Genomic DNA, 23911 nt, shown 5'->3' on the forward strand with positions numbered 1-23911 from the left:
CTGGCCCTGGCGTCAGCCTGTCGCTTTGAACGCCTGATGGCACCTGGGCAGCAGCCCCAGCGTGCACCCGTGGCCTCCACCCCGATGCGGTGAGGCCGATTGAATGGACCGCAGCACCCCTTTTCATTGCACAGGGACACGTGCTGCGACAGCTGGGAGCCCTCCCCGTGATCACAGAACTTGAATTCAAAAGCTTGGCCAGCGAAGGCTACAACCGCATTCCGCTCATGGCCGAAGCCTTTGCGGACCTGGAAACCCCGCTCTCGCTCTATTTGAAGCTGGCGCATACCAAAGACGGCGGCAAGCACAGCTTTCTGCTCGAATCGGTGGTGGGCGGTGAGCGCTTCGGGCGTTACAGCTTCATCGGCCTGCCTGCACGCACCTTGCTGCGGGCCAGCGGCTTCGGGGCCGCAGCGCGCACCGAAGTCGTCACCGATGGCCAAGTGGTCGAGACCGCGCAAGGCAACCCGCTCGATTTCATCGAGGCTTACCAAAAACGTTTCAAGGTGGCCCTGCGCCCCGGCCTGCCGCGTTTTTGCGGTGGCCTGGCCGGTTACTTTGGCTACGACGCGGTGCGCTACATCGAGAAGAAGCTCGAAACCACTTGCCCGCCCGACACCCTGGGATGCCCCGACATCCTGCTGCTGCAGTGCGAGGAGCTGGCCGTCATCGACAACCTGTCGGGCAAGCTCTACCTCATCGTCTACGCCGACCCGGCCCAGCCCGAGGCGTATGCCAAGGCCAAGAAGCGCCTGCGCGACCTCAAGGAGCAGCTCAAATATTCGGTGAGCGCGCCCGTGGTCAAGCCCACCGAAAGCCACCCCGCCCAGCGCGACTTTGCCAAGGCCGACTACCTGGCCGCCGTGGAGCGCGCCAAGGAGCTGATTGCCGCCGGTGACTTCATGCAGGTGCAGGTGGGCCAGCGCATCCACAAGCGCTACACCGAATCGCCCCTGTCGCTGTACCGCGCCCTGCGTTCGCTGAACCCGTCGCCGTACATGTACTTCTACGACTTTGGCGACTTCCATGTGGTGGGCGCCAGCCCAGAGATCCTGGTGCGGCAGGAAAAGACCGACGAAGGCACCAAGGTCACCATCCGCCCCCTGGCCGGCACCCGCCCGCGCGGCGCCACGCCCGAGAAGGACAAGGCCACCGAGGTCGAACTCATCAACGACCCCAAGGAACGTGCCGAGCACGTGATGCTGATCGACCTGGCGCGCAACGACATCGGCCGCATCGCCAAGACCGGCACCGTGAAGGTGACCGAGGCCTTTGCGGTGGAGCGCTACAGCCACGTGATGCACATCGTGAGCAACGTGGAAGGCATCCTGCACGACGGCATGACCAGCATGGATGTGCTCAAGGCCACCTTCCCCGCCGGCACGCTCACCGGTGCGCCCAAGGTGCATGCGATGGAGCTGATCGACCAGCTCGAACCCACCAAGCGCGGCCTGTACGGCGGCGCCTGCGGCTACCTGAGCTACGCGGGCGACATGGATGTGGCCATTGCCATCCGCACCGGCATCATCAAGAACGGCACGCTCTACGTGCAGGCCGCTGCGGGCGTGGTGGCCGATTCGGTGCCCGAGCTGGAGTGGAAGGAAACCGAGCACAAAGCCCGCGCACTGCTGCGTGCCGCCGAGCTGGTCGAGGAGGGGCTGGAATGACGTCCTCTGAAACCAAGGCCATTGCCAAAGTGAAGGACTGCACCACCATGCAGGACGTGCGCCGCGAAGTGAACGCGCTGGACGACGTGCTGGTGCCCCTGCTGGTAGAGCGCGTGGGCTACATGACCCAGGCCGCGCGCATCAAGCAAGGCGCTGAGCAGGTGCGCGATGAAGCGCGTATCCAGGCCATCGTGGACCGGGTGCGCGAGCGTGCAACGGCCGAAGGCGGCGACGCCGACGTGATCGAAGCCATCTACCGCAGCCTCATGGAAGCCTGCATTGCCTATGAACACCGCGAGTTCGCCCGTCTGCGCGAGCCCGCCTTGGCCGGGAGCGCCGCATGACAACAAAACTCTTGATGGTCGATAACTACGACAGCTTCACTTACAACATCGTCCAGTACTTCGGTGAACTGGGTGCCGAGGTGGAGGTGTTCCGCAACGACGAGATCACCGTGGCCGAGATCGAGGCGCGACTGAATGCTGGGCAGCTCGATCGCCTGGTCATCTCGCCCGGTCCTTGTTCCCCCGCCGAGGCCGGCATCTCGGTCGCCGCGATCCAGCACTTTGCCGGCAAGCTGCCCATCCTGGGCGTGTGCCTGGGCCACCAGGCCATTGGTGCGGCCTTCGGCGGCAACATCGTCCGCGCGCAGGAGTTGATGCACGGCAAGACCAGCGTTATCTCCACCACGCAAAAGGGCGTGTTTGCGGGCTTGCCCGAAAAGTTCACGGTCAACCGCTACCACTCCTTGGCCATCGAGCGCGCCTCGTGCCCTGAGGTGCTGGAGGTGACGGCGTGGACGGACGACGGCGAAATCATGGGCGTGCGCCACAAGACGCTGCCGATCGAAGGCGTGCAGTTCCACCCCGAAAGCATCCTCACCGAACACGGCCACGCCATGCTGAAGAACTTTCTGGAGCAGCGCGCATGAACTTCATCGACGCCCACCAGCTGGTGATGTTCATCGCTGCCGGCTGGCTGCTCAACCTCACGCCCGGGCCGGATGTGCTCTACATCGTGACCAACGCGCTCAAGTCCGGCACGCGTGCTGGCATCGTGGCGGGGCTGGGCATCACGGCCGGGTGCTTTGTGCACATCTTTGCGGCTGCCGTGGGCGTGGGCGCACTGCTGGCCGCATCGGCCACCGCGTTCACCGTGCTCAAGTGGATCGGTGCCGCGTACCTGATGTGGATGGGTGTGCGCATGCTGCTGTCCAAGCCCGGTGCTGATGGCGGTAACAGCGCAGCGCTGGAAGCTGCGCAGGCGGCCCCTGCGCCGCACACGCCGCTCCGCAAGGTGTTCCTGGGGGGCTTCTGGACCAATGTGCTCAACCCCAAGGTGGCGATTTTCTTCCTGGCCTTTGTGCCGCAGTTCATCGCGCCGGGTGCGGACAACAAGGCACTGGCCTTTGTGTTGCTGGGCGTGCTGTTCAACCTCAACGCCATCCCCGTCAACGTGGGCTGGGCGCTGGCCGCGTCTTGGATGGCGCGCCGCGCCGGGGTGATCCAGCGCGGCATGCACTGGCTGGACCGCGTGGCGGGTGCCATGTTCGTCGGCTTCGGACTCAAGCTGGCCTTCACGGACCAGCCCTCTGCATAAATACCAGGAGACATTCCATGCCCATTACCCCCCAGGAAGCGCTGCAGCGCACCATCGAGCACCGCGAAATCTTCCACGACGAGATGCTGCACCTGATGCGGCTCATCATGAATGGCGAACTCTCGCCGGTCATGACGGCGTCCATCATCACCGGCCTGCGTGTGAAGAAGGAAACCATCGGCGAGATCACCGCCGCCGCGCAGGTGATGCGCGAGTTCAGCACCAAGGTGCACGTCAAGGACGCGACCCACATGGTGGACATCGTGGGAACGGGCGGCGACGGTGCCAACACTTTCAACATCTCCACCTGCTCGATGTTCGTGGCCGCCGCCGCAGGCGCCAAGGTCAGCAAACATGGCGGGCGCGGCGTGTCGAGCAAAAGCGGCAGCGCTGATGTGATGGAAGCCCTGGGCATCCACATCAACCTCAAGCCCGAGCAGATCGCCCAGTGCATTGCCGACGTCGGCATCGGCTTCATGTTCGCACCCAACCACCACCCCGCCATGAAGAACGTGGCCCCGGTGCGCAAGGAGCTGGGCGTGCGCACCATCTTCAACATCCTGGGCCCGCTCACCAACCCCGCAGGCGCACCCAACATCCTGATGGGCGTGTTCCACCCCGACCTCGTGGGTATCCAGGTGCGCGCGCTGCAGCGCCTGGGCGCCGAGCATGCGTTGGTGGTCTACGGCCGTGACGGCATGGACGAAGTGAGCCTGGGCGCCGCCACGCTGGTCGGTGAGCTGAAGAACGGCCAGATCACCGAGTACGAAATCCACCCCGAAGATTTCGGCCTGCCGATGGCGAGCAACCGCGCGCTCAAGGTCGAAACGCCCGAGCAGTCGCGTGAGATGCTGATCGGCGTGCTCAAGGGCGAGCCCGGCGCTGCGCAGGACATCGTCTGCTTGAACGCAGGCGTGGCCCTGTACGCCGCCAATGTGGCCGACTCCATCCAGACCGGCATCGCCAAGGCACGCGCCGCGATTGCCTCCGGCGCCGCGCTGGCCAAGCTGGAGCAGGTGGTTACGTGCACGCACGCGCTGGCGGCAGCGGTCTGATACGACGGCCTGACCTAGCCATGTGGCGCGACCCTGGCACCTGGATTGCACTGGGCGTCTCTGCCCTGTTCATCGTGGCAGGGGTCGTGCTGCACCGCGTGTTCACCCGTATTCTGAAACAGGGCTCCGCCGAGCCCACTGAAACCGACAAGGCAGCCCACCATGAGCAGTGACATCCTCAACAAGATCGTGGCCGTCAAGCACGAAGAAGTGGCCGCCGCCAAAAAGCGCCTGCCCTTTGACGCCATGCGCGCCGACGCCGAGAGCCGCGTGCTCACGCGCGACTTTGAAGGCGCATTGCGCGCCAAGATCGCCAAGGGCCAGGCGGCCGTGATTGCCGAGGTCAAGAAGGCCAGCCCCAGCAAGGGTGTGCTGCGTGCCAACTTCGAGCCGGCCGACATCGCCCAGAGCTACATGGAAGGCGATGGCAAGGTCAGCGCGGCCTGCCTGTCGGTGCTGACCGACCGGCAGTTCTTCCAGGGTCAGCCCGATTACCTCAAGCAGGCCCGCGCCAGCACTACGCTCCCCGTGCTGCGCAAGGACTTCATGGTGGACGCGTACCAGATCTACGAATCGCGCGCGATGGGCGCTGATGCCATCCTGCTGATCGCGGCCTGCCTGGACGATGCCCAGATGGCCGACTTTGAAGCCATCGCCCGCAGCCTGGACATGGCGGTGCTGGTGGAGGTGCACGACCGCGCCGAGCTGGAGCGCGCGCTGAAGCTCAAGACCCCGCTGGTCGGCATCAACAACCGCAACCTGCGCACGTTCGAGGTCACGCTGGACACCACTTTGGGCATGCTCAAGGACGTGCCCGCCGACCGCCTGCTGGTCACCGAGTCGGGCATCCTGAAGCCTGCCGACGTGAAGACCATGCGCGACGCGGGTGTGCACGCCTTCCTGGTGGGCGAGGCCTTCATGCGCGCCGACGACCCCGGCCTGGCGCTGGCCAAGCTGTTTGCTTGACAGTGATCAATCGCTATGATTTTGATAGCTGTTGGCGCATATATCACATGAGCTATCAGCCTATTTCGCCATGAATCCCTCTGAAATGCCCGCCACGCAACTCCAGACGGCCCAACCCGCCGACTGGCCGGTAGCCCCGGGCTGGCAGCCCTTGGTGGACGCGTTCTTTGCCGGCGCGCGTGGGCAGGCACTGCTCGCGTTTTTGCAGGCGCGGTTGCAGGCGGGGGCGGCGATTTTTCCGCCCCAGCCGCTGCGCGCGCTGGAGCTGACGCCACCCGATGAGGTGCGTGTGGTCATCCTCGGGCAGGACCCGTACCACGGCCGGGGCCAGGCCGAGGGGCTGGCGTTTTCCGTCGCGCCAGGCGTGCGCCTGCCGCCCTCGCTGCAGAACATCTTCAAGGAGATGCAGCGCGACCTGGGGGTGGCTTTCCCCCCGTTCCCGAACCCGGGCGGCAGTCTGGTTAAGTGGGCCAAAAATGGCGTGCTGCTGCTCAACACCTGCCTCACGGTCGAAGAGGGCCAGGCCGCCAGCCATGCAGGCAAAGGCTGGGAGGAGCTGACCGACACCGTCATCCGCCACGTGGCCGAGGGGCCGCGCCCGGTGGTGTTCATGCTCTGGGGCTCGCACGCCCAGTCCAAGCGGGCGTGGATTCCCGCCGACCGGGGGCACCTGGTGCTCACGTCCAACCACCCCTCGCCGTTGTCCGCGCTGCGCCCGCCGGTGCCCTTCATTGGCAACGGGCACTTTAGCAAGGCGCGGGATTTTCGCGCGCAGCACGGCTACTGAGCCGTTGCCGGGCGGCAGCCATGGGCCCTGCATGGGCCGTCCTTTCCGCCGTCAAAACCTCCGGGTGCGGGTCTGGGCGGGCAACTCGCCATAGCGCTCACGGTAGAACGCTGAAAAGCTGCTGGCGCTGGCAAACCCGCAATCCATGGCAATCTGTGCGATGGTGTCTGCGCTGTCCTGCAGCAGGCGCTGGCGCGCGGTTGCCAGACGCTGGTCGCGCAGCCACTGCAGGGGGGATTGTCCGAACCGGTGCTGAAACGCATACTGCAGCGCCCGCACCGACAGGCAGCCCAGCTGGGCCAGTTCGCTGAGGGTGAAGCGCGCCCCAGGCTCGGCGAGCATGGCATCGCACACCTTGTCCACGGCCAGGCGTTCGCGCAGGCTGCCGGGGCGGGGCGGGCGGATCTCGGCGGTCAGCCAGTCGGGCCGGAACAGCAGCACCAGCTGGCGGTAGACAAAATCCTGGAAGCCCAGCCGGTGCAACACCTCTGGCTGGTCCAGGTGCAGATGGATGGTGGCCCCGATGTGCCGCGCCAGGGCCTCCAGAGAGGGGCCCGTCTGCGAGGTCAGGAAGCGGACCCGCCCCTGGTCCAGATCGACCGGACACCCCGCCTCCAGACCCCGCAGTGCGCGCGCCGCCATGTGCAGCCCGTGGGGGTCCAGCTGCAGCATGAGCACGTTCTGCCCCTGGCCAATGGCCTCCTGGGGGCCGGAGCCCGCCGGAATGAACACGCAGCGGGGCCCGGTCAACTCCAGCTTCTGGTTTTGCACCCGCAGCTCGTTGTGGCCTTGCAGCTTGAAGGACACGGAGGCGCGCGTGTTGTCGGCCACCGCCACACGCAGCGACGTGAACGAGGCGGCTATGGCTGAGATGCCGGGCAGCACCACGGAGGCCGACTGGCCCGCAAAGGCTTTGTCCCGTGGCTGGGCATCGCAATCCTGGAGTTTGGGCCACAGGGGCAAGACCGACTCTCCAAACGCCGCAGGGGCGGAGAAGGTGGCGCAGCGGTCGTTGCCGAACAGCAAAGGGGACGGGGCGGACGTGGGGTTCAGAGCGTGGTACCGCTGAAGGCAGGAAGAGAGAAACCGGAGATGGCCGGGTGTGAGCCCTGGGGTCCGCAGGGAGGTCCCGAGTGGCGCAGTGTACAAGCAGTCCAAGCTGTCAATAGCTGTCAAAAAAACGCCTGGAGGTTACTTTTGCGTTAAACATGCAGACAACTGCGCGAATCGTGTAGACGGCGGCCGGGCTCCATCCGGACAATCCCGCCGAGTCGGGGGAGGTCTGCGGGCCCGGCGGCGCATGTCGCCGCCGGGTGGCTGTGGCGCGGTGCATCCACGGTGTCTTGCCATCGACACGAACACAGCAAAGGAAACGACATCGTGGAATGGTTCAAGAAGCTTCCGGTGGGGAGCAAGCTGATTGGCGGGTTTCTCGCCGTCGCCGCAGTGGGGGCGGTGATCGGGATCAACGGCATCCAGAAATCGTCCCAGATCAACGATCTGGCCCAGCTGATGTATGAGCGCGAGATGACAGGCATGCTGCATGCCACCGAGGCCAACATCAACCTCGTCATGGCCGGGCGCGCCATGCGCAGCGCGCTGCTGGCGGCGTCGGAGCAGGAGCGTGCCACGCAGTTGCGCTCTGCCGGAGAAAGCGTGTCGCAGGCGCAGAGCGAGCTGGAGCGATCCGCCCAGTACTTCGTCACCGACAGTGGCAAGGCCCTTGCGCGGGACGCTGGTGCGGCTTTGCGCGACTACGCCGCCGGGCTGGACCAGGTGGCGGCGCTGCTCAAGGAGGAGGAGCTGGCCAATGTGCGCGCCTCCACCGACAAGATGCGCGCGGTGCGCACCCTCGCCGACAAGGCCGACGACCTGCTGGGCAAGCTGGTCGAGCGCAAGCGCAGCGACGCCAAGGCGCTCAACGATGAAACGGACACTATCTACAGCCGCATCCGCGTGTTGCTGATTTCCCTGACGGCCGGCGGTGCGCTGGTGGGGCTCGCGATTGGTGTGGCCCTGACCCGCAGCCTCACACGCGCGCTGGGCGGCGAGCCGGCCGCCGTGGCGCAGGCCGCCAACGCCATCGCTGCCGGGGACCTGTCCCTGCCCATCGATACCTCGCGCGCCCGGGCGGGCAGTGTGGTGGCCGCAATGCACGACATGCAGCGCGCACTGCGCAGCGTGGTGGGCACGGTGCGCGAGGCCAGCGACAGCATTGCCACGGGCGCCGGGCAAATCTCGGTGGGCAATGCGGACCTGTCCCAGCGCACCGAAGAGCAGGCCAGCAACCTGGAGGAGACGGCGGCCTCGATGGAAGAGCTGACCAGCACCGTGCAAAGCAGTGCCGACGTCTCGCGCCAGGCGGCTGAGCTGGCACGCAGCGCCAGCGCGGCGGCCCACGATGGCGGCCGCGTGGTGGGGCAGGTGGTGGCCACGATGGCGGAGATCAATACATCCTCCCAGCGCATCTCCGACATCATCGGCGTGATCGATGGCATCGCCTTCCAGACCAACATCCTGGCGCTGAACGCGGCGGTGGAGGCTGCGCGTGCGGGCGAGCAGGGCCGTGGTTTTGCCGTGGTGGCGAGCGAGGTGCGCAGCCTGGCCCAACGCAGCGCCGCAGCGGCCAAAGAAATCAAGGGCCTGATCGAGGACAGCGTGGGCCGGGTGGAAAAAGGCAGCCAGCTGGTGAACGACGCCGGCCAGGTGATGGACACCCTTGTGGCCCAGGTGCGCAGCGTGGCCGACCTGATTGGCGACATCACCACCGCCACGCAGGAGCAAACCGCAGGCATCAGCCAGATCAACGAAGCCGTGACCCAGCTGGACACGGTGACCCAGCAGAACGCCGCCCTGGTGGAAGAGGCGGCGGCAGCCGCCGACAGCCTGAACCACCAGGCCCAGCAACTGGTGCAGGCGGTGGCCGTGTTTCGCCTGGGGACACAAGCACAGCGGCCTGCACCCGCCACCCGCCCTGCTGCGCCCGGCGCACTGCAGCGGCAGGCCCCGGCACTGCCCCCCGCCGCACAGAAGGCGGCGCAAAGCGCGGCACCGGGCGCGGATGCCAGCTGGAAGCGGTTCTGATCCACCCTGTGCAGTGGCAGGGGTTGAACCCCACCGGGTTGCCCTTGCCAGGTAGATAGCCATGGACCGTGCCCCCGTGTTGAAAAGGATTCCGGTGGATCAGGCCCTGCCTGGCATGTTTGTCCACGCACTGGATGCGTCGTGGATGGACCATCCGTTCTGGCGCAGCCGGTTTGTGTTGCAGAGCGAGGGCGACGTGCAGGCCTTGCGCAGCAGCGGCGTGGAACATTGCTGGATCGACATTTCGCGCGGCTTAGATGTGGCGCCCAAGGCGGCGCCCGCGCGCGAGGACGGTGTGGATATTCCAGCGGAGTCGTCCGCCGCCCCCGCCGCAGAGCCTGCAGCGCTGCAGCACCGCGTGTCGGCCCTTGGCGATTCGGCTGCGCCGCCCCACCGCGCCGAGCGGCTGGCGCTGAAGGCGCGTGAGGTGGTTCGGTCACTGTTCTGCCAGGCCCGTGCGGGGCAGGCGATCTCTCTGGACCACAGCTTGGCCATCGTGGATGAGTTGACGGCCATGGTGGCGACGCAGCCTGGGGCGCTGATCGGGCTGGTGCGCCTCAAGAGCAAGGACACCTACACCTTCGCGCATTCCGTGGCGGTGTGCACTTTGATGATCGCTCTGGCGCGCCAGCTGGGGTTGGCGCCCGATCAGGTGCGCGAGGCAGGCATGTGTGGGCTGCTGCACGACGTGGGCAAGCTGCGGGTGCCAGGCCATATTCTCGACAAGCCGGGCAAGCTCACGCCCGAAGAGTTCCGGGTGATGCAGATGCATCCGCAGCACGGGGTGGAGATCCTGCGCCGTGGCGGCCAGGTGCCGGACTCCGTGATCGACGTCTGTCTGCACCACCATGAAAAGATGGACGGCAGCGGCTACCCGCATGGCTTGCCACAGGGGCAGATCAGCCTGCTGGTGCGCATGGCGGCGGTCTGTGATGTGTATGACGCGGTGACCTCCGAGCGGGCCTACAAGAACGCATGGGACCCGGCCCTGGCCCTGGCGCGCATGGCGCAGTGGGAGGGGCATTTCGACCCGTCGATCCTGCACGCCTTTGTGCGCGTGGTGGGCATCTACCCCGTGGGGTCGCTGGTGCGCCTGGCGTCGGGCCGGCTCGCCGTGGTGGTGGTGCACAACCCCGGGGCACTGACCGCGCCCCGGGTGCGCGTGTTCTTTTCACTGCGCTCCGGCTCGCACATCGAGCAGCGGGTGTTGGACCTGTCCCGCCCTGGCGAGGCGGACCACATCGTCGCGCGGGAAGACCCGCACACCCATGGGTTCACGCGGCTGGCCCACCTCTGGCAGCCGCAGTGACGGGCGTGGCCGAGCCCGGCAACTGTTCCTTGAGCAGCTCCAGAAACGCCTGCGCCGCCACCGGCAGGCTGCGCCCGGCCAGGGTCTGGATTTCGATGTCGCGCAGGTCCATGCCAGGGTCGCTGATGGGCAGGGCCACGATGGCGCCTTCGGCCACCAGGTGGCGCACGGCGATCTCGCTGGCCACGGACAGCCCGCCGCCCTGCTGCACAAAGTTGACCACCGTCTTGGCGTGGTTGCTGATGAGCACGGCTTCGAGCTGCAGGCCCTGGCGGCTGCAGACGATGTCGATCATCTGGCGCACCGTGGTTTCGGCCGGGGGCAGGGCCAGGGGGTAGGCGGCCATCTGCGCCAGGGTCACGCTGCCTGCGCTGGCCAGCGGGTGGCCGGGCGGCAGCAGGGCCAGCACCGGGGCGCTCTGGCGGTAGGCCACGTCGATGTCCTTGTGCGGCGCGCGGCTGAAGCACAGGCCGATGTCGGCCGCGCCGCTGCGCACGGCGTCGGGCACCTGGGCGGTGGGCAGGGCGATCACGCTGAACTGCACCCCGGCATAGGTGCGCTGGAACTCCACGCACAGGCGTGGCACCAGCTCGTTGGCAAACGCGTCGGACGTGGCCAGGCGCACCTGCCCGGCCCGCAGGCCCTGCAGCGCACCGATCTCGCCCAGCGCGCGCTCGGCGTCCAGCAAGGTGCGGCGTGCATGCACCGCCAGGATCTCGCCCGCCGCCGTCAGCACCATGCCGCGCGGGTGGCGCTCGAACAGGGGCGTGCCCAGCTGGGCCTCCAGCCCCGCGATCTGGCGGCTTAGCGCCGAGGCGGCGACATGCAGGCGGGCCGAGGCTTCGGTCAGCGAGCCGCTCTGCGCCACGGCCAGAAAGTAGCGCAGGGTGGTGTCTTGCAGCAGGTGAGGGCGCATGGGGGAAGGGGCAGAGGGAAGCCCGCAGTATGCGACGGTTTGCCGTGGTGGCAAAGCAGCTTGCTGAAATGCTGGTGGTCAAGCAAGGCGCAGCTTCCTAAGATGGGTCCATCCTTTGTTGTGTCCGATTTCTTTGCGGGAGTGCTCTGTATGCGTCTACTTTCCTGGGGCCGTGGTGTCTGGGGCCTGGCCGGCCTGCTGGTGCTGGCGTCTGCCGCGCAGGCACAAGCCAACTGGCCCGACCGCCCCGTGCGGGTGATCGTGCCCTTCCCGGCCAGCGGCGCGACCGACCTGGTGGCCCGCGTGGTCACCCAGCGCGTAGCGGCCGACCTGGGCCAGCAACTGGTGGTGGACAACAAGCCTGGCGCGGGCGGCACCCTGGGCACGGCCGAGGCGGCCAAGGCCGCACCCGACGGCTACACCCTGCTGCTGACCACCAGCAGCACGCACGCCATCTCGCCGCACCTGATGCCCAAGCTGGCCTACGACGCGCGCAAGGACTTCACACCTGTGGCCCATGTGGCTGACGCACCCAGCGTTCTGCTGGTCACCAACTCGCTGCCGGTCAAGACCGTGGGCGAACTGATTGCCTATGCCAAGGCCCACCCCGGCAAGCTCAACTACGCCACCAGCGGCAACGGCACCATCGTGCACCTGAACACTGCGGCCTTCAGCGCCCAGGCGGGTGTGGAGATGACCCACATCCCCTACAAGGGTACGGCCCTGGCCATCCCCGACCTGATTGCCGGGCAGACGCATGTGCTGTTTGACTCGCTGCCCACCGGCATGCCGCACGCCAAGGCCGGCCGCCTGCGCGCGCTGGCCGTGACCAGCGAAAAGCGCAGCACCCTGGCGCCCGAGCTGCCCACGCTGGCCGAATCTGGCCTGCCCGGCTATTCGTCGGTGACCTGGTTTGGTGTGTACCTGCCTGCCGGGGCATCCCCCGCGCTGGTGGAGAAGGTACACAAGGCCTTTGCCAAAGCCGTGCAGGCTCCCGAAGTGGCCGAGAGCTTGGCCAAGCTGGGCGTGGAGCCCGCCGCACCGCGCACGCCCGCGCAGTTTGGTGCCATGGTGCAGGCCGATAGCAATCGCTGGGCGACGGTGATTCGCCAGCACAAAATAACCCTGGAGTGACATCCCCCTGAGCGGCTTTGCCGCTTCCCCCCTTCTCTCGAATGGCGTTGCCATTCGGGAAGGGGGACGACGCCCTCGGTGCGGGGCGGCCCTTCCTCGGCGTCCCTCGCTTTGCGCCGCGCCGGTTTTATGCAGCCCGCCCTGTGCGGGGCAACAGAGTCAGAACGCTATGAATACCCCATCCCTCGACTGGTCCCTTCCCTACGCCTCAAACCGCAGCGCGGTCATGGGCCGCAATATGGTCTCCACTTCGCAGCCGCTGGCCGCGCAGGCGGGCCTGCGCATGCTGCTGGTCGGTGGCAACGCGGTGGACGCCGCCATTGCCGCCGCCATGGCGCTCACGGTGGTGGAGCCCACGGGCTGCGGCCTGGGCAGCGATGGGTTTGCCATCGTGTGGGATGGCAAGGAGCTGCACGGCCTGAACGCCTCGGGCCGCTCGCCTGCGGCGTGGACGCCTGAATACTTCGAAAAGCTGGGCGGCATTCCTGAAACCGGCTGGAATGCCGTCACCGTGCCGGGCGCCGTGTCGGCCTGGGTGGCGCTGTCCAAGCGCCTGGGCAAGCTGCCGTTTGCGCAGCTGGCCCAGCCCGCCATCGACTACGCGCGCAATGGCTTTCCGGTGTCGCCCACCATCGCCCGCCTGTGGGCGCTGGGCGCGGCCAAGCTGGGCACGCAGCCCGGGTTTGCCGAGTGCTTCATGCCGAATGGTCGGGTGCCAAAGGCGGGTGAAATCTTTCGCAGTGAAGCCCATGCGCGTACGCTGGAGCTGATTGCCGAAACCGAGGGCGAGGCCTTCTACCGCGGCGTGATTGCCGAGCGTATCGCCGCCCATGCGCAAGCCAACGGCGGCGCCATGACGATGGCCGATCTGGCCGCACACCAGGCCGACTGGGTGGGCACCATCCAGCAGCGGTTTGGCGACTCGGTCATCCACGAGATCCCGCCCAACGGCCAGGGCATCGCCGCGCTGATGGCGCTGGGCATGCTCGACGCGCACGGCATTGGCGCGCACCCAGTGGACGATGTGGAGACCGTGCACGCCAGCATCGAGGCCATGAAGCTCGCGTTTGCCGACCTGCACCAGTACAACGCCGACATCGAGGCCATGCACGTCAAGCCCGATGCGCTGCTGAACCCCGACTACCTGCGCAGCCGCGCCGCGCTGATCGACACCACGCGCGCTGGCGACCCCGGCTACGGCGCGCCGCGCCCCGGCGGCACGGTGTACCTGGCAGCGGCCGATGCGTCCGGCATGATGGTCTCGTTCATCCAGTCCAACTACATGGGCTTTGGCTCGGGCGTGGTGGTGCCGGGCACGGGCATCAGCCTGCAGAACCGGGGCCACGGCTTCAACCTGACTCCGGGCCATGCCAACCAGGTGGCGCCGCGCAAGCGCCCCTCGCACACCATCATCCCGGCCTTTGCCATGCATGCCGACGGCACGCCGCAGATGGCGTTTGGCGTGATGGGTGGCCCCATGCAAAGCCAGGGCCACACCCAGATGGCGTTGCGCGTGCTGCGCTACGGCCAGAACCCGCAGGCGGCGGCCGATGCGCCCCGCTGGCGCGTGACGGGTGGCAAGGGAGTGGCGGTGGAACCAGGCTTTGACCCCGCCGTGGTCGCCGCGCTGCGCGCGCGCGGGCACGAGGTGACGGTGGAAGAGGGCAACGGCGTGTTCGCCTTTGGCGGCGCCCAGCTGGTGCTCAAGAACGGCAACAGCTACATCGCGGGCTCCGACCCGCGCAAGGACGGGCACGCGGTGGCGTTCTGATCCATGCCCAGGCGGCGGGCTTGACGCTATTGAATATATAGCTGCTCGGGCATATTGCACTAGCGCTACCGGCTGTTTGGGTGCTTAACGTGTCTCGCGCACGGTCAGCCAGGCGCTGGCCGCGCCGCTGAGCACAATGGCCGCGATGCCCGCCATGGACCACGCATCGGGCACATGGCGGTACACCAGCCAGCCCGCCAGCATGGCAAACCCGATCTGTGAATACAGAAACGGCGCAATCGTCACCGGCGTGGTGCGTGCATAGGCGTTGAGCAGCAACATGTGTCCCACCGCGCTCGACAGGCCCATGGTGAACATGCCCGCCCACATCCACGGGTCACTCACCGGCTGCCAGAAGAACGGCACGCCCAGCGACACCAGCGCGGTGGCGATCCAGCTGGTGTAGAGCTGCGTGGTGGCGGGGCTCTCCTGGCCCGCCATCTTGCTGCTCAGCACCTGGTAGCCCGTGCCCGCAGCCAGCATGCACAGCGGCCACAGCAGCGCCCAGGTGAAGGCATCACCCCCGGGCCGGATGATGGCCAGCGTGCCCGCCAGCCCGGCCACCACCAGCAGCCAGCGCAAAGGGCTCACAGGCTGGTGCAGCCACAGGGCTGCCACGACCGTCACACACAGCGGCACCGTCGCCACGATGGCCGTGAACTCTGCGAGCGGCAGGGCGGTGAGGCTGATGAAGCCGAACAGGCTGGTCATGGCGAACAGCGCGCCGCGCAAGGCCTGGAAGCGGGGCTGTGTGGTGCGCAGGGCTGGGCGCCCCGCCCGTTGCAGCACGAAGGCCGTGGTCAGCAGCGACTGGAACACATAGCGCATCCACAGCGCCATGACGATGGGCACGCCCACGCTGACCAGCTTGCTGGCGGTGTCCAGCAGCGCAAAGAACGCGCAGGCCACCACTGCCAGCGCGATGCCTGCCAGCGCCGCACGCCGGCGGGCTGCAGGGCTGGTCGACAACCTAGGGCCGGGGGGACTCACGGCGTGCTGCGTGCGCGCTCTAGCAGCATCGCGTCGCCATAGCTGAAGAAGCGGTACTGCTGCGCAATCGCGTGCCGATACAGGCCCATGATGTGGGCGTAGCCCGCAAACGCGCTCACCAGCATCATCAGCGTGCTCTTGGGCAGGTGGAAGTTGGTGATGAGCACATCCACCACCTGGAACGCAAAGCCCGGCGTGATGAAGATGTTGGTGTCGCCCGAGGCCTGACCGGTCTTCGCCCACGACTCCAGCGTGCGCACGGTGGTGGTGCCCACGGCCACCACGCGGCCGCCGCGCTGGCGGCAGCGCTCCAGCGCAGCGAGCGTGGCCAACGGAATCTCGTACCACTCGCTGTGCATCTGGTGTTCGGCCAGGTTCTCGGTCTTGCAGGGCTGGAAGGTGCCTGCGCCCACGTGCAGCGTGACGCTGGCGCGCTCGATGCCGCGCGCAGCCAGGTCGGCCAGCACGCCTTCGTCAAAGTGCAGCGCGGCGGTGGGGGCGGCCACGGCACCGGGCTTGCTGGCAAACACGGTCTGGTAGCGCTGGCTGTCTTCGGCCTCGTCGGGGTCGTGGTCGCTGTTCTGGTGGCGTTCGATGTAGGGCGGCAGCGGGAGGTGGCCGTGGCGGTCCATCAGCTCCCAGGGCGATTCGCCCGCCGGGCCGTGCAGCGCAAAGCGGAACAGCGGGCCGTCCTCGGTGGGCCAGCGGCCCAGCAGCTGGGCGTCAAAGCCACCGGCCTGGCGGCCACCGGCCATGTGTACCACGCTGCCGGGCAGGGGTTTCTTGCTGACCTTCATGTGGGCCACGACTTCGTTGCCCCTACCGCCTGAGTCTCCACCGGCTTCGGCGGGCAGCACACGCTCAATCAGCAGCTCCAGCTTGCCGCCGCTGGTCTTCTCGCCAAAGATGCGCGCCTTGACCACGCGCGTGTCGTTGAAGACCAGCAAATCGCCTTCGCGCAGCAGGCCGGGCAGCTCGCGAAAGATGCGGTCTACCGGCTGCATGGCGCGGCCGTCGAGCAGGCGCGAGGCGCTGCGCTCGGGCGCGGGGTGCTGGGCAATGAGTTCGGGGGGCAGCGAAAAGTCGAAGTCGCTGAGGGTGAACACGCGGGGAGCGTGGGGCGCGCTGGCTGCGCCGGAGGAAAGATCAGTCATCGTGCTTGAGGGCCGAACGGGCCCGTGCCAAGGTAAAAATTGCGGAAGGCGCGATTGTCCCACGGGGCTGCAGGCCCTGCAGGCGGGGTGCTATGGCTGGATGTTGAATGCCACCGGTGCGGGCACGCTGCGCACCAGCCGCTGCACATCACCAGCCTGGGCCAGGCTGGTGCCTGGGTGCAGCAGCGCGGCAGCGCCTGCGGCCACGCCCCAGCGCAGCGCCTCGGCAGGCGCATCGCCCCGGTCCAGCGCCCAGACCAGCGCGGCCAGAAAGCAGTCGCCCGCGCCCGTGGTGCCGGTGGTGGCGGGCACGTTGAGGGCGGGGGCCTGCCATACCCCCTCCCGCGTGGCCAGCACCGCGCCTTGTTCGCCTATTGACAGGGCCACGGTGTCGGCGGCACCACTGCGCACCAGCGACTGGGCAGCCGTGCACCAGTCGGCGGCGTGCTCCAGCGGCCGTTGCAGCAGGTCGCGCAGCTCGCGCAGGCTGGGTTTGACCAGCGCCACCCCGGCTTGCAATGCCGCCGCCAGCGGCGGGCCCGAGGTGTCAACGGCCACCCGCACGCCCTGGCCGGATACAGCGGATACAGCGCGTACCAGCTGGGCATAGAAGTCGTCGGGCGTGCCGGGCGGCAGGCTGCCGCTGGCAATGAGCCAGCGGCGTGGTGGGGCGTGCGTTGCCAGCGCATCCAGGCAGGCCTGCCACTCGCTGGCCTGCAGCGTGGGGCCGGGCAGCACAAACCGAAACTCCTGGCCCGTGGTGGTCTCGACCACCGAAAAGTTCTCGCGCGTGTCGCCCGCAATGCGCTGCAGCTGCGTGGGCACGCCCTCGTCGGCCAGCAGTTGTTGCACCTGGGCGCCCGCCGCGCCGCCCGCCAGTGCCCAGGCGCACACGTCCGCGCCCAGGCGGTGCAGCACCCGCGCCACGTTGATGCCGCCGCCGCCCGCAAACCGCCGCACTGGGCCGCAGCGCAGCTTGTGGGTGGGGGCCACGTGGTCGGTGGTGGTCGCCAGGTCGAGGGCGGGGTTGAGCGTCAGCGTGATCAGTGCGGGCATGGTCTACCAGACCTTGTCGGAGAAGCCGGACCACAGCTCGTCCAGGTCGGGAAAGCGCCACTTCTCAGGGTCTTCGCGTGCCACGATCTTCTCGTTGCAGTCCGGGGCGGCCAGGTTGACTACCTCGGGCGGAATGCGCAGGTCGGACTTGGTCGAGAAGAACACCTTGACGATGGGAGTGGTGAGCGCGGTGGGCGATTGTTCCGTCACGATCCCGATGCGGCCCGAGGTCAGCCGCACCAGCGAGCCCACGGGGTAGATGCCGATGCTCTTGACAAACGCCTGGAAGATGCGCGCGTCGAAGTGGTCCTTGGTCCACTCGGCCATGCGGCGCAGCGATTCGGCCGGGTCCCAGCCGCGCTTGTAGGGCCGGTCGGAGGTGATGGCGTCGTACACGTCGCAGATGGCGGTCATGCGGGCGATCACGCTGATGCCTTCGCCCGCCAGCTTGTCGGGGTAGCCCGATCCGTCCACCTTTTCGTGGTGGTGCAGGCAGGCGTCCAGCACCGCATCGGGCACGTTGCCACCCTCCTTGAGCATGTGAAAGCCCTCCACCGGGTGGCTGCGCACCACGGTGAACTCCTGGTCGGTGAGCTTGCCGGGCTTGTTGAGCACGGCCAGCGGAATGGCCGCTTTGCCCAGGTCGTGCAGCAGGCCCGCCATGCCGGCGAGCCGCTGCTGGTCTTCCTTGAGCTTGAGCTGCTTGGCCAGCGCCACCATGAGCGCACACACGGCCACCGAGTGCATGTAGGTGTAGTCGTCGGCCGTCTTCAGCCGCGCCAGGCTGATGAGTGCGCCGGGGTTGCGGGTGACGGAGTCCGAAATCTCCTCCACCAGGCTTTGGGCGCCCGCAGAGTCCACCGCCCGGCCCATGCGGGCCTCGTTGAACATCGACACCACGGCTTCCTTGGACTTCACGCAGATGGCGGCGGCCATCTTGAGCTCGCTGTGCATGTCGGCCGGTTTGCGGTCGCGCTTGGGGGGCGGGGGGGGCGACGGCAGCTTGACCTTGACCGGGGGCAGTTCTTCCAGGCGGCTGAAGTCGGTTTCGATCTGCGCATCCACCTCTTCGCGGGACATGGATGCGGTGCCCTCCGCTACGTCCAGGCCTTTGTCCGTGTCGATCCAGATTTCCTGGATGGCCGTGGCCTGGATACGGGCGAGGTCCTTGGGGTCCTTGAGCAGGAACTTGGCCCGCCAGAACGGGTGATCCATCCACGAGCCACAAAACTCGTGCAGATACATGCCCAGGGTGAGGTGTTGGATGTGGATGCGCTTGAGCATGGCAGAAACCCGGGACTCGAAAACACGCCCTGGTCAGGCGTGAGCAATAGTAACCATGGTAGCCTTTTCGGGCTGCCATCTCCGCTCGTTTTCCCTAGCAAATTGCTCTCCATGCCCGCTGCCGCCCCAGCCCCCGCCAAAGCCCCTGCACGCACCGCCGCCCCGGCAGCGCGGGGCCAGGGCGCGGCCTCGGTCGCGCAGAAGGCGTTGCAAAAGCTGGGCCTGCGCCGCGACATTGACCTGGCCCTGCACCTGCCCCTGCGCTACGAGGACGAAACCCGCATCACCCCGTTGGCCAACGCGCGGGACGGGCAGACGGTGCAGATCGAGGCCACAGTCACGGCCTGCGAGGTGCAACTGCGCCCCCGCCGCCAGTTGCTGGTGCAGGTGGAGGACGACACCGGCAGTTGCGAGCTGCGCTTCTTCAGCTTTTACCCGTCGCACCAGAAGACCCTGGCCGTGGGAAACCGGCTGCGCATCCGGGGCGAGGTCAAGGGTGGCTTCTGGGGGAGGCAGATGCTGCACCCCGCATTTCGCCTGGCCGGGGGGGAACTGCCCGCCGCGCTCACGCCTGTGTACCCCACCACCGCCGGGCTGCCCCAGCCTTACCTGCGCCGCGCCGTGGTCAGTGCGCTGACCCGGGTGGACTTGTCGGACACGCTGCCGCCGGGTGCAGAGCCGCCCTGGGCGCGGTTTTATGGTAAAAATGGCCTGCACCGCGCATTCAGCTTGCGCGAGGCGCTCACATTTTTGCACCACCCCACACCCGACGTGGCGCTGTCCACGCTGGAGGACCACAGCCACCCCGCCTGGCAGCGCCTGAAGGCGGAAGAGCTGCTGGCCCAGCAGTTGTCCCAACAGCAGTCGCGGCGCGAACGCGACATGTTGCGTGCGCCCGTGCTGCGGCCCCGGCCTGGTGTCCCGGGCGCCTTGCCCTTGCACGAACAGCTGATGGCCGTGCTGCCGTTCGACCTGACGGCTGCCCAGCGCCGAGTGGGTGAGGAGATTGCGGCCGATCTGGCCCGCCAGGTGCCCATGCACCGCCTGCTGCAGGGCGATGTGGGATCGGGCAAGACGGTGGTGTCGGCCCTGGCCGCCTGCCTGGCCATGGATGCGGGCTGGCAATGTGCGCTGATGGCACCCACCGAAATCCTGGCCGAGCAGCACTTCGCCAAGATGATCGGCTGGCTGGAGCCGCTGCTGGCGCAGCACGGCCGCAAGGTGGCCTGGCTGGTGGGCGGGCAGAAAAAGAAGGACCGCACCGCCATGCTGGCCCTGGTGGCCAGCGGTGAGGCCGCGCTGGTGGTGGGCACGCACGCCGTGATCCAGGAACAAGTGCAGTTCAAGAACCTGGCGCTGGCCATCATTGACGAGCAGCACCGCTTTGGCGTGGCGCAGCGGCTGGCGCTCAGGCAAAAGCTCGCCGCCCACGGCATGGAGCCGCACATGCTGATGATGAGTGCCACGCCCATCCCGCGCACCCTGGCCATGAGCTACTACGCCGATCTGGATGTGTCCGTCATCGACGAACTGCCTCCGGGCCGCACCCCCATCGTCACCAAACTGATCGCCGACAGCCGCAAGGACGAGGTGATCGAGCGCATCGGCGCGCAGGTGGAGGCCGGGCGGCAGGTGTACTGGGTGTGCCCGCTGATTGAAGAGAGCGAGGCGCTGGACCTCTCCAACGCCACCGCCACGCACGCCGACCTGAGCGAGGCCCTGCCCGGCGTGATGGTCGGGCTTCTGCACTCGCGCATGCCCACGGCCGAGAAGAAGGCCGTGATGGCGCTGTTCACCAGCGGCCAGATGGGCGTGCTGGTCAGCACCACCGTGATCGAAGTGGGCGTGGATGTGCCCAACGCATCGCTCATGGTCATCGAGCACGCCGAGCGTTTTGGCCTGAGCCAGCTGCACCAGCTGCGCGGCCGGGTGGGGCGGGGCGCGGCGGCGTCGGCCTGCGTGCTGCTGTACGCCACCAACGACAGCGGCCGCGTGGGCGAAACGGCCAAGGAGCGCCTGCGCGCCATGGCCGAGACCAACGACGGCTTCGAGATTGCCCGGCGCGACCTGGAAATCCGCGGCCCCGGAGAGTTTCTGGGCGCGCGCCAGTCGGGCGATGCGCTGCTCCGGTTTGCCGACCTGGCCACCGACACCCATCTGCTGGAATGGGCGCGCGAACTGGCGCCGCAGATGCTGGACCGGTATCCTGACCTGGCCGCCAAACACGTGGCGCGCTGGTTGGGTGGAAAATCGGACTATCTCAAGGCATGACACCATGACCCTCACCGAACTCAAGTACATCGTTGCGGTGGCCCGCGAGAAGCACTTCGGCCATGCGGCCGATGCCTGCTATGTGTCGCAACCCACGCTCTCGGTGGCTATCAAGAAGCTGGAAGAAGAGCTGGACGTGAAGCTTTTCGAGCGCAGCGCGGGCGAGGTGACGGTGACGCCGCTGGGCGAAGACATCGTGCGCCAGGCGCAAAGCGTGCTGGAGCAGGCAGCGGCCATCAAGGAAATCGCCAAGCGCGGCAAGGACCCGCTGGCCGGGCCGCTCACGCTGGGCGTGATCTACACCATCGGCCCCTATCTGCTGCCCGAACTGGTGCGCCAGTCCATCACGCGCACGCCGCAAATGCCGCTGATGCTGCAGGAGAACTTCACCGTGAAGCTGCTGGAGATGCTGCGCACGGGCGAGATCGACTGCGCCATCCTGGCCGAGCCCTTCCCTGATACGGGCCTGGCCATGGCGCCGCTGTATGACGAGCCTTTCATGGCGGCTGTGCCCAGCACGCACCCGCTGGCATCCAAGAAGTCGGTCACGGCGGCCGAGTTGAAGAACGAAACCATGCTGCTGCTGGGCGCAGGTCATTGCTTCCGGGACCATGTGCTGGAGGTGTGCCCCGAGTTCGCGCGTTTTGCGAGCAACGCCGAGGGCATCCGCAAGTCGTTCGAGGGCTCGTCGCTGGAGACCATCAAACACATGGTGGCCGCAGGCATGGGCGTGACGCTGGTGCCCCGCCTGTCGGTGCCACGCGATGCGCTGCTCACCGTGTCGCGCCGCCGCAAGAGCGACGAGACCTATATCCGCTACCTGCCCATCCGCGAAGAAGACGGCGGCCCGCCGCCCATGCGCCGCGTGGTGCTGGCCTGGCGCCGCAGCTTCACCCGTTATGAAGCCATTGCGGCTCTGCGCAATGCCATCTATGCGTGTGAGCTCCCGGGCGTGACGCGACTGTCCTGACTGCGTCAGGACTCCGATTCGCGGCGGGGGATCGGCGCTACACTCGCGCCGCCCCTGCTCAGGTCCACCCGGCCTGGGCAGGCGATGCTCCCTCCACGGCACCCTCCGCCCATCGGCGGTCGGTGCCTTTGCCCCCACAAGAGGTTCCCATGAAGACGCTTTGGCTCACCGCCACGCTGGCCGCTGCCCTGACGGCATGCTCCACCCCCGCCACTCCGCCTGCCACCCAGACGCTGAAGAAACCCGCACTCGACCGCATTGCGGCGGCGCCTGCGGCAGCAACGTCGGCGGACTTCCGCCAGTTCCTGGCGCTGGCCGCGCAGATGCAGCCGCAGTTGCAAACTGGCGTGTCGGCGTATCTGGCCCACAAGCCCCTGGCGGGCGATGACCTGGTCAACATCAGCCGCCTGCTGGGCCTGCACAACCGGCTGCGCAACCAGGCGGCGGTGATCGACGCCACCGCGAAGATGGTGGCCATCCCCACCGTGCGCGCCGACAAGGTGCCGCCGCATGAAGACAAACACATCATTGCGTTTGGCGCCCTGGTAGAGGGCATGGCCAAGGACTTTGGCCTGCAGTACCGCAATGTGGACAACCGCATCTTTGAAGTGAAGCTGCCCGGCAGCGGCCCCGAGGAGTTCGGCATCCTCACGCACGCCGACGTGGTGCCCGTGGTGGCCGACGAATGGGTGCTGGACGACGGCACCCGGCTCGACCCCTTCAAGCTGACCCGCGTGGGCGGTAACTTGTATGGCCGGGGCTCCATCGACGACAAAGGCTCCATCGCCACCGTGCTGTTTGCGATGAAGGCCGTGAAGGACAGCGGCCTGCCGCTGGCCCGCACCATCCGCCTCATGATCGAGACCACCGAAGAAACCGGCGGCGACGCGATGAAGTACTACCGCGCCAAGACCGCGCTGCCTGAGTACAACATCGTGCTCGACAGCAAGTACCCGGCCGTGGTGGCCGAAAAGGGATCGGGCGCACTGCGCGCCTCCTTCCCGCTGTCACCGGCTGCCAACCTGGGCGCTACGGCCATCACCGCCATGGCGGGTGCTGCATCGGCCAACGCTGTGCCCCAGACGGCCACCGCCCGCCTGCAGGGCGGCAACCTGGCCGACGTGGCTGCGCGGCTGAACGCGGCGAAGGGCGCCTTTGTCGCCAAGTACCAGCCGCAAGGCGGCGCATTCAGCATCGACGTGGCGCAGGACGGCGGCGCGGTGGTGGTGAAAGTGACGGGCGCATCGGCCCACGGATCGCGCCCCGAAGAAGGCGTGAACCCCCTGCCGCGCCTGGCGCTGTTCCTGAAGGAGTCGGGCCTTGCGCTGGCACCCAACGGCTACGCGCAGGCCGTGCGCTACCTGACCGACCTCTACGGCACCGACTACCTGGGGCGCACGATGGGCCTGGCCTACAGCGACGACTTCATGGGCCCGCTCACGATGTCGCCCAACCTCATCCGTGAAAAGGACGGCAAGGTCGATGTGCTGGTGAACGTGCGCATGCCCCGTGGCAGCACGCCTGAGGCGCTCACGCAGGCCACGTCGGCCAAGATCAAGGCCTGGGGCGCCCAGGCCGGTGTGGCGGTGGAAGTGGACCACCAGCAGGGCAATTGGATGGCGCGCGACCCCAAGGGCGCCTGGCTGGCCACGCTGCTCAACACCTTCGGCGACACCACTGGCCTCGAAGCCAAGCCCGTGCCCACGGCCGGCAGCACCACCGCCAAGCTGATGCCCAATGCCATCAACTTTGGCCCTGCCATGCCGGGCAAGAAGTACACGGCCCACAACGCCAAGGAGTTCAAGGAAGTGGCGGACCTGGATGCCGATATGCAGATGTTCACCGAGATGCTGTTGCGCATCGGCAACTTGCCGAAGATGCAATAAACCAGCCGATGG

At 67.5% G+C, this 23911-nt stretch carries 21 protein-coding genes; 15 read left to right on the forward strand and 6 right to left on the reverse strand.

Annotation, left to right across the window (positions count from 1 at the left end; all coding sequences use genetic code 11):
- The first annotated feature begins 167 nt into the window (after window positions 1-167).
- The 8 genes from trpE to DNK89_RS21520 all read left to right on the forward strand — a co-directional run bounded on the left by trpE (window position 168) and on the right by DNK89_RS21520 (window position 6074).
- Window positions 168-1667 carry an anthranilate synthase component I gene (gene trpE / locus DNK89_RS21490; protein WP_110961893.1) on the forward strand — a complete coding sequence of 500 codons (1500 nt, stop codon included), beginning with the start codon at window positions 168-170 and terminating at the stop codon, window positions 1665-1667.
- Window positions 1664-2011: a chorismate mutase gene (locus DNK89_RS21495; protein WP_110961770.1), complete on the forward strand. Its 348-nt coding sequence runs from the start codon at window positions 1664-1666 to the stop codon at window positions 2009-2011. The genes trpE and DNK89_RS21495 overlap by 4 nt, the downstream gene beginning before the upstream one ends.
- Window positions 2008-2598 (forward strand): aminodeoxychorismate/anthranilate synthase component II, encoded by a 591-nt coding sequence (locus DNK89_RS21500; protein ID WP_110961771.1) that lies wholly within the window; start codon window positions 2008-2010, stop codon window positions 2596-2598. The genes DNK89_RS21495 and DNK89_RS21500 overlap by 4 nt, the downstream gene beginning before the upstream one ends.
- Window positions 2595-3266, forward strand: coding sequence for a LysE family translocator (locus DNK89_RS21505; protein WP_110961772.1), 672 nt, complete (start codon window positions 2595-2597; stop codon window positions 3264-3266). Before DNK89_RS21500 ends, DNK89_RS21505 begins: the two co-directional genes overlap by 4 nt.
- Window positions 3267-3283: 17 nt before the next feature.
- On the forward strand, window positions 3284-4321 hold the full coding sequence (gene trpD / locus DNK89_RS21510; protein ID WP_110961773.1) for an anthranilate phosphoribosyltransferase: 1038 nt from the start codon (window positions 3284-3286) through the stop codon (window positions 4319-4321).
- 20 nt (window positions 4322-4341) lie between these two features.
- Window positions 4342-4494, forward strand: a complete 153-nt coding sequence (locus tag DNK89_RS24600) for a hypothetical protein (RefSeq protein WP_203422429.1) — start codon at window positions 4342-4344, stop codon at window positions 4492-4494.
- The gene (gene trpC, locus DNK89_RS21515) at window positions 4484-5287 is read left to right on the forward strand and encodes an indole-3-glycerol phosphate synthase TrpC (RefSeq protein WP_110961774.1); all 804 of its coding nucleotides are present in this window, start codon (window positions 4484-4486) and stop codon (window positions 5285-5287) included. The genes DNK89_RS24600 and trpC overlap by 11 nt, the downstream gene beginning before the upstream one ends.
- Window positions 5288-5357: 70 nt before the next feature.
- Window positions 5358-6074, forward strand: coding sequence for a uracil-DNA glycosylase (locus DNK89_RS21520; protein ID WP_110961775.1), 717 nt, complete (start codon window positions 5358-5360; stop codon window positions 6072-6074).
- A 51-nt stretch (window positions 6075-6125) separates the two neighbouring features.
- Here DNK89_RS21520 and DNK89_RS21525 read toward each other — a convergent pair whose 3' ends face one another.
- Window positions 6126-7100 (reverse strand): helix-turn-helix domain-containing protein, encoded by a 975-nt coding sequence (locus tag DNK89_RS21525; RefSeq protein ID WP_110961776.1) that lies wholly within the window; start codon window positions 7098-7100, stop codon window positions 6126-6128.
- A gap of 354 nt (window positions 7101-7454) precedes the next feature.
- Here DNK89_RS21525 and DNK89_RS24975 point away from each other — a divergent pair, with 354 nt between their 5' ends.
- Together DNK89_RS24975 and DNK89_RS21535 are read left to right on the forward strand one after the other, a co-directional pair.
- Window positions 7455-9158, forward strand: a complete 1704-nt coding sequence (locus DNK89_RS24975; RefSeq protein WP_110961777.1) for a methyl-accepting chemotaxis protein — start codon at window positions 7455-7457, stop codon at window positions 9156-9158.
- A gap of 61 nt (window positions 9159-9219) precedes the next feature.
- Window positions 9220-10467, forward strand: a complete 1248-nt coding sequence (locus DNK89_RS21535) for an HD-GYP domain-containing protein (RefSeq protein ID WP_110961778.1) — start codon at window positions 9220-9222, stop codon at window positions 10465-10467.
- Here the strand turns inward: DNK89_RS21535 and DNK89_RS21540 are convergent.
- Window positions 10433-11383 carry a LysR family transcriptional regulator gene (locus tag DNK89_RS21540; protein WP_110961779.1) on the reverse strand — a complete coding sequence of 317 codons (951 nt, stop codon included), beginning with the start codon at window positions 11381-11383 and terminating at the stop codon, window positions 10433-10435. The genes DNK89_RS21535 and DNK89_RS21540 overlap by 35 nt on opposite strands.
- 150 nt (window positions 11384-11533) lie before the next feature.
- Between DNK89_RS21540 and DNK89_RS21545 the strand changes: the two genes are divergently transcribed.
- Both DNK89_RS21545 and DNK89_RS21550 read left to right on the forward strand, forming a co-directional pair.
- Window positions 11534-12517 (forward strand): tripartite tricarboxylate transporter substrate binding protein, encoded by a 984-nt coding sequence (locus DNK89_RS21545; protein WP_110961894.1) that lies wholly within the window; start codon window positions 11534-11536, stop codon window positions 12515-12517.
- A 169-nt stretch (window positions 12518-12686) separates the two neighbouring features.
- The gene (locus tag DNK89_RS21550) at window positions 12687-14288 is read left to right on the forward strand and encodes a gamma-glutamyltransferase family protein (protein ID WP_110961780.1); all 1602 of its coding nucleotides are present in this window, start codon (window positions 12687-12689) and stop codon (window positions 14286-14288) included.
- Between the two features lie 84 nt (window positions 14289-14372).
- On the opposite strand, the gene DNK89_RS21555 is transcribed toward DNK89_RS21550, so the two are convergent.
- The 4 genes from DNK89_RS21555 to DNK89_RS21570 all read right to left on the reverse strand — a co-directional run bounded on the left by DNK89_RS21555 (window position 14373) and on the right by DNK89_RS21570 (window position 18772).
- Window positions 14373-15278: a DMT family transporter gene (locus DNK89_RS21555; RefSeq protein ID WP_238990892.1), complete on the reverse strand. Its 906-nt coding sequence runs from the start codon at window positions 15276-15278 to the stop codon at window positions 14373-14375.
- Complete coding sequence (gene queA, locus DNK89_RS21560) at window positions 15275-16432, reverse strand: tRNA preQ1(34) S-adenosylmethionine ribosyltransferase-isomerase QueA (RefSeq protein ID WP_110961782.1); 1158 nt, start codon at window positions 16430-16432, stop codon at window positions 15275-15277. The genes DNK89_RS21555 and queA overlap by 4 nt, the downstream gene beginning before the upstream one ends.
- A 90-nt stretch (window positions 16433-16522) precedes the next feature.
- Window positions 16523-17488, reverse strand: a complete 966-nt coding sequence (locus tag DNK89_RS21565) for a 1-phosphofructokinase family hexose kinase (RefSeq protein ID WP_110961783.1) — start codon at window positions 17486-17488, stop codon at window positions 16523-16525.
- 3 nt (window positions 17489-17491) lie between these two features.
- Window positions 17492-18772 (reverse strand): HD-GYP domain-containing protein, encoded by a 1281-nt coding sequence (locus DNK89_RS21570; protein WP_110961784.1) that lies wholly within the window; start codon window positions 18770-18772, stop codon window positions 17492-17494.
- Between the two features lie 111 nt (window positions 18773-18883).
- Here DNK89_RS21570 and recG point away from each other — a divergent pair, with 111 nt between their 5' ends.
- The 3 genes from recG (at window position 18884) to DNK89_RS21585 (ending at window position 23899) form a co-directional block, all read left to right on the forward strand.
- Window positions 18884-21043, forward strand: a complete 2160-nt coding sequence (gene recG / locus DNK89_RS21575; RefSeq protein ID WP_110961785.1) for an ATP-dependent DNA helicase RecG — start codon at window positions 18884-18886, stop codon at window positions 21041-21043.
- 4 nt (window positions 21044-21047) lie between these two features.
- Window positions 21048-22013: a LysR substrate-binding domain-containing protein gene (locus tag DNK89_RS21580; protein WP_060984996.1), complete on the forward strand. Its 966-nt coding sequence runs from the start codon at window positions 21048-21050 to the stop codon at window positions 22011-22013.
- A 149-nt stretch (window positions 22014-22162) separates the two neighbouring features.
- The gene (locus DNK89_RS21585) at window positions 22163-23899 is read left to right on the forward strand and encodes a dipeptidase (RefSeq protein WP_110961786.1); all 1737 of its coding nucleotides are present in this window, start codon (window positions 22163-22165) and stop codon (window positions 23897-23899) included.
- The last annotated feature ends 12 nt before the right edge of the window (window positions 23900-23911 follow it).

The organism is Acidovorax sp. ST3 (assembly GCF_003231145.1).
Classification (GTDB): Bacteria; Pseudomonadota; Gammaproteobacteria; order Burkholderiales; family Burkholderiaceae_C; genus Acidovorax.

What these genes read in the sequence shown, in the direction of transcription:
- DNK89_RS21535 (WP_110961778.1), top strand. Translation starts at nt 9,220, where the DNA reads ATGGACCGTGCCCCCGTGTTGAAAAGGATTCCGGTGGATCAGGCCCTG.
- recG (WP_110961785.1), top strand. Translation starts at nt 18,884, where the DNA reads ATGCCCGCTGCCGCCCCAGCCCCCGCCAAAGCCCCTGCACGCACCGCC.
- DNK89_RS21505 (WP_110961772.1), top strand. Translation starts at nt 2,595, where the DNA reads ATGAACTTCATCGACGCCCACCAGCTGGTGATGTTCATCGCTGCCGGC.
- DNK89_RS21565 (WP_110961783.1), bottom strand. Translation starts at nt 17,488, where the DNA reads ATGCCCGCACTGATCACGCTGACGCTCAACCCCGCCCTCGACCTGGCG.
- DNK89_RS21495 (WP_110961770.1), top strand. Translation starts at nt 1,664, where the DNA reads ATGACGTCCTCTGAAACCAAGGCCATTGCCAAAGTGAAGGACTGCACC.
- DNK89_RS21540 (WP_110961779.1), bottom strand. Translation starts at nt 11,383, where the DNA reads ATGCGCCCTCACCTGCTGCAAGACACCACCCTGCGCTACTTTCTGGCC.
- DNK89_RS21520 (WP_110961775.1), top strand. Translation starts at nt 5,358, where the DNA reads ATGAATCCCTCTGAAATGCCCGCCACGCAACTCCAGACGGCCCAACCC.
- trpC (WP_110961774.1), top strand. Translation starts at nt 4,484, where the DNA reads ATGAGCAGTGACATCCTCAACAAGATCGTGGCCGTCAAGCACGAAGAA.
- DNK89_RS21585 (WP_110961786.1), top strand. Translation starts at nt 22,163, where the DNA reads ATGAAGACGCTTTGGCTCACCGCCACGCTGGCCGCTGCCCTGACGGCA.
- queA (WP_110961782.1), bottom strand. Translation starts at nt 16,432, where the DNA reads ATGACTGATCTTTCCTCCGGCGCAGCCAGCGCGCCCCACGCTCCCCGC.
- DNK89_RS21550 (WP_110961780.1), top strand. Translation starts at nt 12,687, where the DNA reads ATGAATACCCCATCCCTCGACTGGTCCCTTCCCTACGCCTCAAACCGC.
- DNK89_RS21545 (WP_110961894.1), top strand. Translation starts at nt 11,534, where the DNA reads ATGCGTCTACTTTCCTGGGGCCGTGGTGTCTGGGGCCTGGCCGGCCTG.
- DNK89_RS21570 (WP_110961784.1), bottom strand. Translation starts at nt 18,772, where the DNA reads ATGCTCAAGCGCATCCACATCCAACACCTCACCCTGGGCATGTATCTG.
- trpD (WP_110961773.1), top strand. Translation starts at nt 3,284, where the DNA reads ATGCCCATTACCCCCCAGGAAGCGCTGCAGCGCACCATCGAGCACCGC.
- DNK89_RS21580 (WP_060984996.1), top strand. Translation starts at nt 21,048, where the DNA reads ATGACCCTCACCGAACTCAAGTACATCGTTGCGGTGGCCCGCGAGAAG.
- DNK89_RS24600 (WP_203422429.1), top strand. Translation starts at nt 4,342, where the DNA reads ATGTGGCGCGACCCTGGCACCTGGATTGCACTGGGCGTCTCTGCCCTG.
- DNK89_RS21500 (WP_110961771.1), top strand. Translation starts at nt 2,008, where the DNA reads ATGACAACAAAACTCTTGATGGTCGATAACTACGACAGCTTCACTTAC.